The organism is Prochlorococcus marinus XMU1405, assembly GCF_017696275.1.
GTDB lineage: Bacteria > Cyanobacteriota > Cyanobacteriia > PCC-6307 > Cyanobiaceae > Prochlorococcus_A > Prochlorococcus_A marinus_AB.
On the sequence record NZ_JAAORF010000001.1, the window covers coordinates 536,707 to 552,601 of the forward strand.

Here is a 15,895-nt window from a genome sequence, read left to right on the forward strand (position 1 = left end):
GTATTGGAAAAAAGAAATCCCATTATATTGATTCATGGTCTTTGGAATACTTCAAGTATTTTTTCTTCTATTACCTCAAAACTTGACGATATTGGCATTGAATATTTTGCCCCAACTCTTAAGCATTCATATGGAATGACTTCAATTCTGGATTTGACTAATAAATTAAACGAATTAATTTTAGAGAAATATGGCTTAGAAAAAGAAATAGATATTTTGGGATTTTCTATGGGAGGAATAATTGGTAGATACTGGCTTCAAAAATTTAATGGTTATAAAAGAACAAGAAGATTAATATCTATAGGTTCCCCTCACAAAGGAACTTTGATGGCTCAATTAATACCTAAATACCCCTTCAGAGGAATATCAGAAATGAAAATAAATAGTAAGTTTTTAAGAGAACTCGCAAATAATGATTTTTTTCTTGATGATATAGAGTGTATAAATTTCTTTACTTATTGGGATATGATGGTTTTCCCTAGCTGGTGGACAAATTTAAATTTTGGGAAAAAAATATCAGTAAAAGTATATAAACATAGAAACCTTGTAAAAAATCAATCTGTGGTTGACAAAATAATCGATGAAATTATTATGTAGCTCCAGATAGACCTAAGTGTCTTATTAAGGAATCAGTTTGTGGCTCTCTTCCCCTGAATAGTTTAAATATGTCTAATGGAGGTAAGCTTCCTCCTAAGCTAAGTATTGTATCTTTGAATTTCTTTCCTATTAACTTTAAATCTTCAGAGTTTTCTAGATCAGCTTCCTCAAACATTGAAAATGCATCAGCACTTAGAACTTCAGCCCATTTATATGAGTAATATCCTGCAGAATATCCGCCTGCAAATATATGACTAAAACAACAAAGAAAGTGATCTTCTTGAATTGGTTCAATAATAGTAGTTTGTTTTGCAATTTCTCTTCTTATCTCATCTGCTGTTTTGCCTTCGTTATTATCAATACTACTGTGCAATCTGAGGTCTGTGATTGCAAAATGTAGTTGTCTAAGAGTAGCCATACCACAATTAAAAGTTCTATTCTTTAGGAGCTTCTCAAAATTCTCATTGGATAATTTTTCTCCTGTTTTGTAGTGCTTAGCAATATTCATAAGTGTATTTTTATGAAAACACCAGTTTTCCATAAATTGACTTGGAAGTTCAACTGCATCCCACTCAACATTGTTGATGCCGGCTGCTTGAGGAAGATTTACAGTAGTAAGCATGTGTTGAAGGCCATGACCAAATTCATGGAAAAGTGTCTGAACTTCTTCAAAACTCATCAAGCTAGGTTTATCTTTTGAAGGTGGAGTCTGATTACAAACGAGATAAGCAACAGGGAGGGTCTTTTTGCCAACATTGTTTTTATTCAAACATTCATCCATCCAAGCCCCTCCTCTCTTTGATTCAGGTCTCGAATATGGATCCAGGTAAAAAGATGCTATTTTCTTATCTTCTTTATTGAGGATATTAAAAAATAAGACGTCATCATTCCATAGAGGGGCCTCATCAGTCGCCTCAACAACTTTAATTTCAAAAAGCTTCTCACTTAATTTAAATAAACCTTTCAAAACATCATTTAGTGGGAACCAAGGTCTTAAAGACTCTTGATCCAAATTGAGCTTTTCCTTTCTAAGAAGTTCAGACCAATAACTAATATCCCATGGCTCAATATTCTGCGATTTTGGAAACCCATTAGCTTTTGAAAACTTATCGAGAGTTTCTAATTCAATTTTTGCGGTTTTGAATGCTGGTTCTCTCAATTCTTCTAAAAGTTTCTCTACATTTTTAATTTCTTTAGCCATTTTCTTTGACAAACTTAGTTCTGCCCAACTTTTATAACCAAGAAGATTAGCTTGTTTAGTTCTAAGAGATAATATATCTTCAATTATTTGAGAATTATTTTTTTCTCCTTGAGACGCCCTACTAACGAATGCCTTGTATAGTTTTTCTCTAAGACTCCGCTTGTTAGCATATGTCATGAACGAAGTATAAGTTGGAATATCTAGACTTAATTTCCAAGGACCATTTTTAATATTAACTTCTTCATCTATTTTTAAGTGATTGTGTGCAGAAATTGCCATTAATTCAAGTACTCGTTCAGGAAGGCCATCGACTTCAGATTTTTTATTTAATATTAAAAACCATTCATTACTGGCATCTATAACATTGTTACTGAATTCGGTTGACAGCTGTCCAAGTTTTTCTGAAATTTTGTTAAATTCTTCTTGATCATTTTTTTGAAGTGAAATTCCTCTATGTTGCATTTCAAGAATTTCTTTATCTAAAATTCTGTTTTTAATTTGATCAAAGTTATTTGTTTCTTTAAGCTTGACTAAAGAATTGTAAATTATTTTGCTTTGCCCGAATTTATTACTCAAGCTTATAATCTCTGGAAGAAATTTTGAATAAATATCTCTTAAACTTTCAGAATTATTTACGGCATTTAGATGACTTATAACTCCCCAACTCCATCTAAGAATTTCATTTACTTCATTTAAAGGATTTATTACTTTATCCCAATTCAAATCATTTTCAATCAAATAATTAGATAAATTTTTTTCTATGTTTTTAAATTCTTCAGTTATCTTTTTTAGTACTACTGGAAATTGTTTTCTTATTCTTTCGGGAGTAAATTTTTTAAATTGTGGTAACTCTCCATATTTAAAGATTGAGGTATCCATTTATTAAGATAATTTAATTAACTAAAGTTGGGATTAACCCAACCAATTTAGCTAAAGTAAGCTGCTGACTGAGAGCATTGGTTGAAGATTCGTATAAATTTATGGCGATTTTCGGCCAAAAACCTATTACCAATGTAGGAAACAATAAACTGAAACCAATAGTCAATTCTCTACCATTCATCTCTTTAACTGTAGCTAGTGCTGGAATCCTAGGGCCAAAGAATACTCTTCTACACATTGATAAAAGATATATTGGTGTTAGAACTAATCCTATGGCTGCAATCAGAATCGTGATTGATCTAAAGATAGAGCTAAATCCTTCTTGACTAGTGATACCTAAAAATACAGTTATTTCACTTATAAAACCGCTCATTCCAGGTAGTGCAAGAGAGGCCAGTGAGCTTGCTAAGAAAAAAGCAAAAGTTATTGGCAAGACCTTTGCTAAGCCACCCATATTTGGTATAGAAAGAGTATTTGTTCTTTCATAGAATGAGCCCGTAACAAAGAACATAGCTGCAGCTATAAGTCCGTGACTGATCATTTGTAGCATTGCTCCGCTAATTCCTAGGGCATCTACTGCTCCAATTCCTAACAGAACAAAACCCATATGACTCACAGAGCTACATGCAATTCTTCTTTTGACATTATCTTGCGCAAATGCATTTAGAGCTCCGTAAATTATATTAATAATTCCAAGAATGATTAACGCAGGTGCAATTTGAAGATGTACTTCAGGTAGTATTTGAACATTGAATCTCAAGAGAGCATAACCTCCCATTTTTAAGAGTATTCCAGCTAATAACATTGAAACTGGAGCATTAGCCTCTCCATGTGCATCAGGTAACCATGTATGTAATGGAAAGATAGGAAGTTTTACTCCAAAACCAATTAAAAATCCTAAATAGGATAATAAAGCTAGGCTGCCAGAAACATGTTTATTGGTTAAATCAGTAATATTTAAAGTAAACGTATCACCACTCAAGGCAATTGCTAACCCACTTATGAGTATTAATAAAGAAGCTAAGGCTGTATAAAGAATGAATTTAGTGGCCGCATATAATTTCTTTTTTCCTCCCCAAATCGCAATGAGAAGATAAACCGGAACTAATTCAAGTTCCCAGGCCAAGAAAAATAATAGGAAATCTTGAGAAAGGAAAACTAGTGCCTGTGCTGATGCTTGGACTAATAAAAGAGCAAAATATAAATTAGATTTTTTCTTAATTTTCCAACTAGCCGCAGCTGATAAAAATGTAATTAACCCACTTAAGGCTATTAAAGGAGCAGATAACCCATCTACGCCAAGAGACCACTCTAAGCCAATTGATGGTAACCACGAAGCTCTTTCTACCAGTTGTAAAGAGCTATCTGAAGTATTGAATTTTTGAAAAAGGACGCCGATTATTAATAAAAAATCTATAAATAGAAAAATTAATGAAATATTTCTAGGTAACGAATTATCTTCTCCTTCTTTTGAACTCAAGAAAGGCATTATTAATGCCCCAATTAAAGGCAGTAAAACGATAGATGAGAGCCAAGGAAAAGATTCTAAATTCATTTATGTAATGAATAATTTTTTTATTCTAGTTGAAGTTGTACTAGCTTGAGACTATAACATTAAAAATGCCTAAGTAAAACTACTTAGCAGAGATAGTGCTAAATTGGCTGCCCGTTGTTTGAACGTTTAAGAACGGTGCTCTGCTAGCTACACCTGACTTCTCCCATGCTTTCACCATGGCTTGACTGACGCTTTTCCCATTTTCTTTTTTACACAAAGCTAAAATACTTGGTCCCGCCCCACTAATTGCGCATCCTAGAGCGCCTGCATTTAGTGCGGCATCCTTAACTTCTAATCCACCCTTAATAAGTTTCCATCTGTATGGTTCATGTAATTTATCAAACATTCCTTCTTTTATCAGTTCAGCATTACCTGCTTTTATGCCGTTTAGTAACAAAGTAAGTGCCCCCATATTTGTAACTGCATCAGCAATGGGTACATTCTTGGGCATAACCTTTCTTGCTTCACTTGTGCTTAGACGAATTGCAGGTATTGCTACAACAGCTTTAATTGAATCGTGCCAATCACATCTGATGATTCTCCATCTTTGAGAAGAAGACCTGGCTGTCAAGCAAAGCCCACCCAGAAGAGAGGGAACTACATTATCGGGATGACCTTCTATATCAATGGCAAGTTCAAGGAGTTTTTCTTTGGACAATGGAGAGTTCATTATTGCATTTGCTCCTATTAATCCAGCAACTATTGCGGTAGCGCTACTTCCAAGCCCGCGTGCAGGTGGCACTGCCAACTTAACTCTTGCTTCAAGTGCAAAAGGATCCATATTTGCACTCTCCCATACTTTCTGAGCTGCTCTAAAAACTAAGTTTTCAGGTCCTCCTCTTAAATGATTACCATCTGTACTTTCCATTATTAAATCAAATCTATCTCCGCCGCCTTCAATTCTTGTAAAAATAAACTCATTATATAAATCTAATGCCGCTCCAAGGCAATCAAATCCAGGCCCTAAATTGGCAGTTGTGGAAGGCACTGTTACCCTTATTTTTTTTCCTACTTCAGGAATAGACATTTTTTGTTTTTAAGTTTTTAAAAGCATTTTTGCTCTGCAGGCTGCACTAAAAAGTCCAAACTCTTCATCTAAAATTACTTTTATAGGTATTGCTTTAAGAATATCTTTTAATCTTCCCTTGTCGAAAAATTGTTTTAAAAATAAGTCTGATTTAAAGTTTTTGAAATGTTTTGATGCTGTTCCTCCAGAAATCCACAATCCACCAAAGCACAATTCTTGAAGAGCAACATCTCCCAACAACGAGGCATAGGCGCCTAACCAAATCCTCTCAACTTCGATCATTATTTGATCTCCTTCTTTAGAAAGATTACAAATTTTTTCAGGTAGTTCTTTCCTCGCAGCATCAAAAATTTTAATTTTAGTTAAATATTGTTGTAAAGGATGGTTTTGGGCATCAGGTTTGCTTAGTCTCCATTCGGCAATTCGTGATAAACCAGTTCCGCTAATAATTCTTTCACAGGAGATCCTTTCAACTTTTAGATAATTCTTAAGCCAAATTTTTAATTCCCATTCTAATTTTGACTTTGGAGAGTACTCAACATGACCACCTTCACTAGCTAAAACTTTTACCTTTCCCCCTGATATTAGGCCTCTTGCTATGCCCAAACCAGTCCCCGCTCCAACAATGGCATGCAAATCATTATTGGCTTCAGAATATGAACCATTCTGGATAGTTGAATATTGACTTTTTTTTAAGAAAGGAATTCCATAAATTTGCACTGCAAAATCATTTATTAGCTCGCATTGTTCAAATTTAAATTTATTTTTTAATTTATTTCCTGAAATATTCCATGACAAGTTCATGATTCTTGCGTTGTTGTTAGATAAAGGACCAGCTACAGCAAAACATGCAGAAGAAGGATGTGTAATATTTTTGCATTCATTTTTAAGAAAATCTTCTAAAATAAGTTCAAAAGAATTCCAATCAGAAGAGATATATTTCTTTTTGAATAACAATTTAGGCGAATCATCATTTATTACTCTTTCAAATATTCCTAATAGAACTTTGGTACCCCCTAAATCACAAGCTAGAAAATTCATCTATTCGAAATTATTCTGTTCTCCCTTTTTTTTCTATTAATTCATCCATTAATTTGTATAGATTAGGTAGGTCGAAAATTCCTAAATTTGTTCCATCTAAAGCTCTTAACGCTACTGAATCAACTTCCTCTTCTTTATCTCCAATAACTGCAATTAAAGGAACTCTCCCGAGAGTTGCCTCTCTAATTTTATATCCTATTTTTTCATTCCTAACATCAACTTTTGATCGGTAACCATTATTATTTATTAATTCATTAAACCTTAAACACTTTTCGGTATTTCTATCAGTAATGCTCAATAAAATTATTTGATAAGGTGCAAGCCAAATTGGGAATTTTGCCTCATATTGTTCAATTAAGATTCCGATAAATCTCTCAAAGGATCCTAAAATTGCTCTATGAAGCATAACTGGATTTCTTTTCTCATTATCAATATCCACATAAGTTGCATCCAATCTAATAGGCATTGAGAAATCAACCTGAATAGTGCCACATTGCCAGACTCTATTAAGACAATCTTTTAAGGAGAATTCTATTTTTGGACCATAAAAAGCCCCTTCTCCGGGTTGGAGTTCCCATTTCAGGTTTTTATTATCGAGAGCTTTGGTAAGAGCCTCCTCTGATTTATCCCAAATCTTTTCACTACCTACCCTTTTTTCAGGACGGGTTGATAATTTGATAATTATTTCATCAAAACCAAAAGTTTTATAAACCTCGAAAACAAGATCTATAAAAGTTGATACCTCTTCTTGAATTTGCTCTTCTGTGCAGAATATGTGTGCATCATCTTGAGTAAAGTTTCTTACTCTCATTAAGCCGTGCAGTGCACCAGAGGGTTCATTTCTGTGACAAGAACCAAATTCAGCAAGACGAATAGGTAAATCCTTGTAACTTTTTAAGCCTTGATTAAATACTTGTATATGGCATGGACAATTCATTGGTTTAATTGCATAAGTTCGATTTTCTGATGCAGTAGTGAACATATCGTCTCTAAATTTTTCCCAATGACCGGATTTTTCCCAAAGAGATTTATCAACAGCTTGTGGGGTTTTAATTTCTAAATAATCATTTTTATTGAGTATTTCTCTTATGTACTTTTCCAGTACTTGGTAAATTCTCCATCCATTTGGATGCCAAAAAATCATTCCTGGAGATTCTTCTTGTATATGAAATAGTGAATGTTTTTTACCAAGTTTTCTATGATCCCTTTTTTCCGCTTCTTCAATTCTTGTTAAATAATCTTTGAGTTCTTTTTCTTTTGCCCATGCAGTTCCATATATTCTTTGTAATGATTCATTCTCACTATTCCCTCTCCAATATGAACCTGATAATTTAAGTAATTTAAAGTATCTCAAATGTCTAGTATTGGGTACGTGAGGCCCCCTACACATATCGATATATTCTTCGTGTTTGTATAAATTTATGAGCCCTTCTTCAGGAATTTCTTCAATTATTCGTAATTTAAAAGTCTCATCTCTTTCTTTAAAAGTTTTAATTGCCTCTTTTTTAGAAACTTGTAAAATTTCAACGTCATAGTTTGTTTTTATTAATTTATTAATTCTGTTTTCGATTTTTATTAAATCTTCTGGAGTAAATCTGTATTCAGAAAAAATATCATAATAAAAACCATCTTCAATTACAGGCCCAATCGCCATCTTAATATCAGAGTAAATTTGTTTAACAGCATGACCAATAAGGTGAGCAAATGAATGTCTTATTATTTCAATTCCTTCTTTATCTTTTGATGTGATGATTACAACTTCGGAATCTCTTTTTATAGGAATAGTTGCATCTAGAAGAACATCATTTACTTTCCCAGCAATTGTTGCTTTAGCTAATCCCGCGCCTATGCTCTGGGCAATTTCTAGAATAGTTACAGATTTTTCGAAAACCTTTTTTGAACCATCAGGTAAGGTAATTATTGGCATATTTTATTTCTCCATTTCAAAGAATCCCAATTTTGATTTAACTCTTTTTAAAGTCTGATTTGCTAAATCTTCAGCTTTTTCCTTCCCTTCATCAAGGATTTTATTTAATTGATAGGGATCATTAATCAATAATTTATATTTTTTCTGAATAGGTTCTAGTGATTCAATAAGTTGTTCTGTAATTAATTTTTTAAATGTCCCCCATCCAGTCTCTGAGAAATCATTTTCACATTGAGAAATTTCTTTGCCAGATAATATTGAATAAATCATCAAAAGATTTTTAGATTCTGGTCTCTCAGGGTTATTGAATTCAATTCCAATAGAACTGTCACTTTTTGCTCTTTTTATTTTTTTCGTTATTACTTCAGGAGCATCTAATAAGTTAATACGACTGCCTTCATTGGGATCACTTTTGCTCATCTTTTTTGAACCATCAATTAAACTCATTATTTTTGATCCACTCTTCATGATTATTGGTTGAGGGATTTTTAAAATATTTTTATCCTTACTAAATCTGGCATTAATTCTCTGTTGTGCAATATCTCTGGCAAGTTCAAGATGTTGTTTTTGATCCTCACCTACTGGTACAAAGTCAGCGTCATATAGAAGAATGTCTGCAGCCATTAGGATCGGATAGTCAAATAATCCAATGGATACATTATTCCCCTGTTGTATGGATTTTTCTTTGAATTGAATCATTCTTTCCATCCAATTTATTGGGGTCATGCAATTTAATATCCAACAAAGTTCTGAATGTGCAGAAATCTGACTTTGGACAAAAATTGAGCATATATTAGGATCTATTCCACAAGCAACGTACAAAGCTGCAGTAGAGATAGTGTTCTGAGACAATTCTTTGGGGTTATATGAAGCTGTGATTGCGTGCAAATCAACTACACATAGAAATGTCTCATATTGCTCTTGGAGCATAACCCAATTATTTATGGCCCCAAGCCAATTCCCAATATGTAAATCACCAGTTGGTTGAACTCCAGAAAGAATTCTTTTTTTATTTGCCATCCTCTTCTACTTCGCTAGATTGGATCTCTTCAGTTGATGTACTTTTTACAGGTCTTGCAAAAGGGTCAGGTGCCGTTTTTGTCTTTTCTTCATAAGGATTTTGTGATTGTCTATTAGGAGAAGAGTTTTTATTATTTTTTGCATATTCTGTAATTGATTCAATCAATTTTTCGTCTTTGATCATTTCGCTAAGCGTTCTAACAGAGAAACCCAAAACTGCAACGGTAGATCTCAATTCAAAGGCCTCTTGTATTGATTTAACAGCTTTCATTTCGTTATCACTCAATCTTATGCGGAATCCTCCTCCATCTCTTCTACCGCCCGATCTATCTCTGAAATTAGATCTTTCATTGTTAGAACGACCTCTATAATTTTCTTGTCCAGAATTATTGCTGAAATTTGAATTAGACATCTTGATGTTTCTTAAGTTATTTAAATAGTCTATTAACTTAGCATCTTGTTATGCAATAAGTCTTTTGAAAAGCCTTAATTTTTTATCTTTTGATTAACGACTTATGAAATTTTGCTTTTCTCATTCATAACTTGCATTAAAATAATAGTAGAAAAATAAAGTATTGTGTTTGATATTAGTAAAGACAACCTTTTAAAGGATTTCATAAAGTTTCCGAAAAAAAATCTTATTATCATTCTATTATTGCTAGGTTTTGGTGAATGGTTTGTCAGTGACCTAATTCATTTTGCAGGAGGCTCAATAGGATTTTTTGCATTGTGTTTGGGGGGATATTTTTACTTGAAGAATGAAAAGCCTAAATTTAATGAGCCAAATAATTTAGATGGTTGGATAAATCTATGTAATGAAGATTTAAATTTTTTTGAAGAACTTGAAGCAACAAATGAATTAGAAAAACAGAATTCAAAAAGACAAAATACACTTGAATCGATTCTTAATAGATTTGAAAAAGAAAAAATAAGTTGCATTGGACAAAAAGATTATCAAAGTTGTCAGTCTGTTTTAAAAAGTCATTTTAAAGTTGATAAGTTTGACTTTGATTTATACAAAAAACTGCCTAAATACAATTCTTCTCAAGTTATTCCAGAAGAAGCTTTGAAGAGTGATGCAATCTTGTATTTTTTAAACTTGCCTTTGTCCGCAAATGATTTTTTGTGGCTGGAAAAGTTTCCTAAAAATATGCCGATCTGGTTGGTGGCTTTAACTTCCAACGAAATAGAAGCCAAAAATCAGATAGAAGAACTAAAGTCGCAAATTTCAAGTGACTTCATAAATAAAATTATTACTTTTGATGAGAATAAGAATGAAATAATAAATATACCTTTTTCGTTAAGGAGGTTTTTCATAAGTTCATCTAAAAATATTGAAAATACAAAAAAAAGGCTCTTGAAAGAACTTCATGTTGCCTGGCAATCTGAAATTGAAGGTATAAGAAGAATGCAGTTAAAAGTTATACAAAGAAAAAATCAAATTCTTGTCGCGACAACTGTTTTCTTATCTCCTATCCCATCAATTGATGTTATGGCAATGACAGTACTAAATTCATTAATGATTAAAGAAATTAAGTCTATATGGGGATGTAATTGGTCTCCTGAAATTTTAGATAAAGTTTCTAAAGAGATTTTAAAGACTGCAATTGCTCAGGGAGTTATTGAATGGAGTGGACAGACTCTAATTGGCATAACAAAATTACATGGACCAAATTGGCTTGTTTCTGGAACATTTCAAGCTGTCAGTGCTGCTTATTTAACAAGAGTAGTATCAAGTTCTTTGGCTGATTTTATGGCAATAACAAAAGGAGTAGAAGAACCTGATTTGGATTTTATAAAGAAAAATTCTGAGAAAATTGTTGAAAAAGCTTTTGAAAAAGAAAAAATAAATTGGCAAGGATTCATTTCTGATCTTAGAAAACCACTTATGAAAATATCTTTTAGTTCATAATCTAGGAATGAAATTTAAATATGAGAAAAAAAATTCTTTTTTTTAGTTTTTTACTTATGCTTTCTCTTGTTTCAGGCTCATGCAAGAGAATATCCAATAAAAATGAAAGTAAAGAAGTAATACTCGCAAGTTTCACTGTTTTGGCGGACATAATTAGCAATGTTGCAAAAGATGATTTTATTGTTAGATCAATAACGAAACCTGGAGTTGAAGTTCATGGCTACCAACCAACTCCGAGCGATTTGGTAAATGCCTCTAGTGCTTTTGTTTTTATTGATAATGGATTTGGATTTGAATTATGGGCTGAAAAATTTGTTTCTAATTTAAATGTTAAAAGAATAACTGTCGCGGAAGATTTAGATCCGATTTTTATCAGTGAAGATTTTTATAAGGGGAAACCCAATCCTCATGCCTGGATTTCTCCAAAAAGAGGGATCCTATACGTAGATATTCTGGTGGATTCTTTATCAGAATTGAGGCCATCCAAAAGGATATTATTTGAAGAGAATGGAAAAATTTATAAAGAAAAACTCTCTAAAATAGATAAAGAATTCTCACTTTTTATTAATAACTTAAATAAAGACAGTAGGTATCTAGTAAGTTGTGAAGGTGCTTTTTCATATTTAACAAATGATTATGGATTAGAGGAAGTTTATTTATGGCCAGTTAATGCTGAGAGTCAAATTACGCCCAAAAGAATGACAAGAACAATCTCACTAGTTAAAGAAAAAAATGTCCCATCTGTATTTTGCGAAAGTACTGTAAGTAACGAATCTCAAATGGTTGTTGCAAACGAAACTGGGGCTAAGTTTGGAGGAAATCTTTTTGTTGATTCATTATCTGATGATAGTGGGCCTGCTAGTTCCTATATAAAAATGCTTGAGCATAATTTGGATTTAATTAAAAAAGGCCTTTTTTGAATTATGGAATCAATCAATTATCAAAACTTTAGGATTGATGCAGAGAATATTTGCGTAGATTACAACGGTAAGGTGGCTTTGTATGATGCCAATTTAAGATTGAAACCTGGCCAGATTTGCGGGTTAGTAGGGATGAACGGGGCTGGTAAAACAACTTTTTTTAATGCTTTAACTGGCTTTGTAAATATTTCAAAGGGAAAAATTAGAATTAATGGAGAGTCTGTAAGATCTGCTCAAAAAGATCAGACAATTGCTTATGTTCCTCAGAGTGAGGGAATTGATAGTCAATTTCCAATAAATGTTTGGGATGTAGTGATGATGGGAAGATATGGTTCGATGAATATTTTTAGGTGCCCCAGAGAGTCTGATGTTCAGGCGGTCAAAGATGCTATTGAGAGAGTTGATCTTACTGATCATTTATCTACACCTATTGGAAATTTATCTGGAGGTCAGAGAAAACGAACTTTTTTAGCTAGAGCAATTGCGCAAAGGGCGTCAATATTACTTCTTGATGAGCCTTTTTCAGGTGTTGATATAAGAACTGAGAAACTTATCTCGGAATTATTTATTCAATTTAAAAATGAGGGGAAAACTATATTATTATCAACGCACGATATGATTCATGTCCGCGAATTTTGTGATTTGGTTCTTTTAATAAATAAAACTGTTGTAGCTTATGGCGAGACCTCTGAAGTGTTTACCCCTGAAAATATTACAACTACTTTTGGAGGAATCTCACCTGATTTCTTGTTTGGACCTGAATCCTAAATTTTAAATTATATGGAGCTCTGTTCTTTTTTAGCTTTAGATTCATTCATAACAGATCCTTTAACTCATGACTTTATGAGAAAAGCACTTCTTATGAGTTCATTAGTGGCAGCTGTTTGTGGTTTCCTATCAAGTTATTTAACTCTTAAAGGATGGGCTTTAATGGGAGATGCAGTGTCACATTCAGTAATGCCTGGTGTTGTGGTTGCTTATGCATTAGGTCTTCCTTTCTCATTAGGGGCATTTATTTTTGGAGTTGGTTCTGTTGCATTGATAGGGTTTATAAAGCAGAAATCTAGGGTTAAGGAAGATACTGTTATTGGGTTGGTATTTACTGGGTTTTTCGCTCTTGGAATTGTATTAGTTTCTAAGATTAAAAGTAATATTGATCTGCACTCTATCCTTTTTGGTAGTCCATTAGGAATATCACTTTCAGATGTAAAACAAACTATATTCATTTCTTTATTGGTAGTAATCCTTTTATCAATTTTTAGGAAAGATTTAATGCTGTATTGTTTTGATCCTAGGCATGCAAAAACAGTTGGAATTAACGTATTTTTTCTTCACTATTTACTCCTCACGTGCTTATCTTTGGCAGCAGTTGTGGGCTTGCAGTCTGTTGGAATTATTTTGGTAGTTGCGATGTTGATTACACCAGGGGCTACAGCATATTTACTTACTGATAAGTTTGATAATATGACAATAATTTCAGTATTAAGTGCAATTATCTCAAGCCTAATAGGAATCTACATTAGTTTTTGGTTTGATCTTGAAACAGGTGGATCAATTGTCTTGGCACAAACTTTTATATTTTTATTCGCTTTTTTATTCGCTCCAAGATACGGAATATTTAAGATAAAGAAATTTTTTGCTGGTTATAAATGATAGTGGTGGAAGAAACTTTTAACAAAAAGTGGTATTGGTGGCCATTATTTCCCCTATATCCTTATGGGAAAAAGAAAACAATCTTAAGAGAATTAATTCCTGATCAAATATGGTCCTTGGAACAAATACAGGGACTTTATTATGTTGCGGTTCCAATAAGAATGACGGTAATAAAGGTTGATAATGGGTTGATGCTAATAAACCCACTGCCTCCTACAAAAGAATTAATAAATGAATTAGAAAAATTAATTGCGATTCACGGCAAAGTAAAAACAATAATTCTCCCAAGTGCCTCCGGACTAGAACATAAAATCGGACTGCCAGCTCTTTCAAGAATTTTCAAAGATGCAGAAATTTGGCTTTGTCCTGGACAGTGGAGTTTTCCCATCAATCTTCCACTAGACTTTTTGGGTATTCCATCAAAAAGATCAAGAATACTGTTTGAGGAAGGTACTCCACATACGAACTACTTTAAATGGTCTTCATTAGGCCCACTGAATTTAGGACTTGGAAGATATCAAGAGATAAGCTGTTTCCATTATTCTACGAAAACTCTTCATGTAACTGACGCACTAGTTGGAATAGACTCCACTCCACCTGAGATATTTAATTTTGATCCAACTCCACTTCTTTTTCATTCGAGAGAGAGAGGAGATGAACCTTTGATTGACTCCATTGAACAAAGAAAAAAAGGCTGGAAAAGGTTAGTCTTATTTTCATCTTTTTTGAAACCAGGTAAATTAAATATTCCACCTTTGAGAGAAATATTTAAGTATTCGTTCAAAAAAGATCTTAGAAATTGGAGATCTCATTTCGGTATTTATCCCTTTTTATGGGACGAAGATTGGGAATCCTCTCTTGTTGAAATAATGGGTGAAGATACTTCTAAGATTCAAGTGGCACCAGTTTTACAAAAACTAATTTTTCCCCGTTCAAAAGAAGTATTACTTAAATGGCTTGAACATATCAAGTCTTTTGAAGATATGGAATATTTAATTCCAGCGCATTTTACGGCACCTATAAAATTTACAATAGAAGATTGTCAAAAATTAATTAATGAAGTTAATTCCCAAAAGTGGGACAAACTTCCTGAGGATAATAAATTTTTGATGGGTTTATATAAAAAGTTGTTTGAACTAGGAATAATTCCTGATGAAGTAAATCTTTAAAACTATTATTCTTCAATAGACATGTTTTCATCATTTTTAAGAGTTTGTTCCAGCTCTTTTCTTTGCTCCATTTGTCTTAAGAAATATCCCGTCATCATTGCAGAAGATAATAAATTAGCAATGTTGTCTTTTGAAGATGTTATTTTTACATCAAATTGATCTGAAGGAAGCATTCCAAGAAGACCTTGCACATTATGTCTAATAATTTCTTGAATATCTTCACTAGCTGATTTTGCTACTCTTTGCAAAACTTCAGGAGATTGTTTTTGTAAATATTGTATTAAGTCATTCTCATCATTTGGATCATTATTTTCAGTAGCAAGAAATTCTGGATTAAACATTTCTACAACTTCAAGATATAAAAACCCTACAACATCAAGTACCCATTAATCTAAATTATTAAGGGCAGGGAACCGAATAGGTCCAATTTTATTAAACGGCCAATATCTAAAAATAGCCTTACCAATAACCTTTTTATATGGTAAAAATCCCCAAATATGTGAGTCCATACTGTTATTTCTATTATCTCCCATCACCCATAATGACTCTTCTGGGACAATAAAAGGCCCTATAGAATAATTAATGTTTTTGTCAAAAACGTAATTTTTTTGAGCGATATCATTTAAGTAAAGGTTACCGTCTCTTACTTCTACCTTGTCTCCGGGTATCCCAATTACTCTTTTTATTAGTGCAGTATCTGCTTCATAACCAGCATTAATTAATTGTTCAGGAACGTTAAAGACAACTATTTTATTTTTTAATTTTGAAATATTTGATTTGGATGTGATTTTGGGTGTTACTTTCTCAACAAGAATTTTATCTTGTATTTGAAGAGTTGGAAGCATTGAACCGGATGGGATCCATCTTGGCTCTATAACCTGCCATCGTATAATTAAAGCAATAGATATCCAGATTAAAAGATTTTTTAAATCCTTTAGTATTGAATTTCTTTTTTCTTGTGTTGTAGACATGTTTTATTTAATTCAGTTATAAG

At 32.7% G+C, this 15,895-nt stretch carries 15 protein-coding genes; 6 read left to right on the forward strand and 9 right to left on the reverse strand.

Features of this window, described 5'->3' with window-relative positions; all coding sequences use genetic code 11:
* Window positions 1-3: 3 nt before the first annotated feature.
* Complete coding sequence (locus tag HA148_RS03070) at window positions 4-597, forward strand: esterase/lipase family protein (RefSeq protein WP_209130097.1); 594 nt, start codon at window positions 4-6, stop codon at window positions 595-597.
* Here HA148_RS03070 and HA148_RS03075 read toward each other — a convergent pair.
* From HA148_RS03075 to HA148_RS03105, 7 genes are all read right to left on the reverse strand, one after another.
* Window positions 590-2,677, reverse strand: a complete 2,088-nt coding sequence (locus HA148_RS03075; RefSeq protein WP_209130099.1) for a M3 family metallopeptidase — start codon at window positions 2,675-2,677, stop codon at window positions 590-592. The two genes, HA148_RS03070 and HA148_RS03075, sit on opposite strands and share 8 nt — an antisense overlap.
* Window positions 2,678-2,690: 13 nt before the next feature.
* Entirely contained in the window at window positions 2,691-4,232 is a 1,542-nt protein-coding gene (locus HA148_RS03080; RefSeq protein WP_209130101.1) for an NAD(P)H-quinone oxidoreductase subunit 4, read from the reverse strand.
* Between the two features lie 79 nt (window positions 4,233-4,311).
* The gene (thrB, locus tag HA148_RS03085; protein WP_209130103.1) at window positions 4,312-5,259 is read right to left on the reverse strand and encodes a homoserine kinase; all 948 of its coding nucleotides are present in this window, start codon (window positions 5,257-5,259) and stop codon (window positions 4,312-4,314) included.
* A 9-nt stretch (window positions 5,260-5,268) separates the two neighbouring features.
* Window positions 5,269-6,300 (reverse strand): glucokinase, encoded by a 1,032-nt coding sequence (locus HA148_RS03090; protein ID WP_209130105.1) that lies wholly within the window; start codon window positions 6,298-6,300, stop codon window positions 5,269-5,271.
* 10 nt (window positions 6,301-6,310) lie between these two features.
* On the reverse strand, window positions 6,311-8,227 hold the full coding sequence (gene thrS, locus HA148_RS03095) for a threonine--tRNA ligase (RefSeq protein WP_209130107.1): 1,917 nt from the start codon (window positions 8,225-8,227) through the stop codon (window positions 6,311-6,313).
* A gap of 3 nt (window positions 8,228-8,230) precedes the next feature.
* Window positions 8,231-9,247, reverse strand: a complete 1,017-nt coding sequence (trpS, locus tag HA148_RS03100) for a tryptophan--tRNA ligase (RefSeq protein WP_209130109.1) — start codon at window positions 9,245-9,247, stop codon at window positions 8,231-8,233.
* Window positions 9,237-9,659, reverse strand: coding sequence for a hypothetical protein (locus HA148_RS03105; protein ID WP_209130111.1), 423 nt, complete (start codon window positions 9,657-9,659; stop codon window positions 9,237-9,239). Before HA148_RS03105 ends, trpS begins: the two co-directional genes overlap by 11 nt.
* Window positions 9,660-9,824: 165 nt before the next feature.
* Here HA148_RS03105 and HA148_RS03110 point away from each other — a divergent pair, with 165 nt between their 5' ends.
* Genes HA148_RS03110 through HA148_RS03130 form a run of 5 tightly spaced genes read left to right on the forward strand, consistent with a single transcriptional unit; the run spans window position 9,825 to window position 14,901 of the window.
* The gene (locus HA148_RS03110) at window positions 9,825-11,159 is read left to right on the forward strand and encodes a YcjF family protein (protein ID WP_209130113.1); all 1,335 of its coding nucleotides are present in this window, start codon (window positions 9,825-9,827) and stop codon (window positions 11,157-11,159) included.
* A 20-nt stretch (window positions 11,160-11,179) separates the two neighbouring features.
* The gene (locus HA148_RS03115) at window positions 11,180-12,079 is read left to right on the forward strand and encodes a metal ABC transporter substrate-binding protein (RefSeq protein ID WP_209130115.1); all 900 of its coding nucleotides are present in this window, start codon (window positions 11,180-11,182) and stop codon (window positions 12,077-12,079) included.
* Between the two features lie 3 nt (window positions 12,080-12,082).
* Window positions 12,083-12,847 carry a metal ABC transporter ATP-binding protein gene (locus tag HA148_RS03120; protein ID WP_209109799.1) on the forward strand — a complete coding sequence of 255 codons (765 nt, stop codon included), beginning with the start codon at window positions 12,083-12,085 and terminating at the stop codon, window positions 12,845-12,847.
* Window positions 12,848-12,859: 12 nt separating this feature from the next.
* Complete coding sequence (locus HA148_RS03125; RefSeq protein WP_209130117.1) at window positions 12,860-13,732, forward strand: metal ABC transporter permease; 873 nt, start codon at window positions 12,860-12,862, stop codon at window positions 13,730-13,732.
* Entirely contained in the window at window positions 13,729-14,901 is a 1,173-nt protein-coding gene (locus HA148_RS03130) for a DUF4336 domain-containing protein (RefSeq protein WP_209130119.1), read from the forward strand. Before HA148_RS03125 ends, HA148_RS03130 begins: the two co-directional genes overlap by 4 nt.
* Before the next feature lie 5 nt (window positions 14,902-14,906).
* Here HA148_RS03130 and HA148_RS03135 read toward each other — a convergent pair whose 3' ends face one another.
* Both HA148_RS03135 and lepB read right to left on the reverse strand, forming a co-directional pair.
* A complete protein-coding gene (locus HA148_RS03135; protein WP_012007422.1) occupies window positions 14,907-15,242 on the reverse strand; it encodes a DUF760 domain-containing protein in 336 nt (111 codons plus the stop codon).
* Window positions 15,243-15,287: 45 nt separating this feature from the next.
* On the reverse strand, window positions 15,288-15,872 hold the full coding sequence (gene lepB, locus HA148_RS03140) for a signal peptidase I (protein ID WP_209130121.1): 585 nt from the start codon (window positions 15,870-15,872) through the stop codon (window positions 15,288-15,290).
* Window positions 15,873-15,895: the final 23 nt, after the last annotated feature.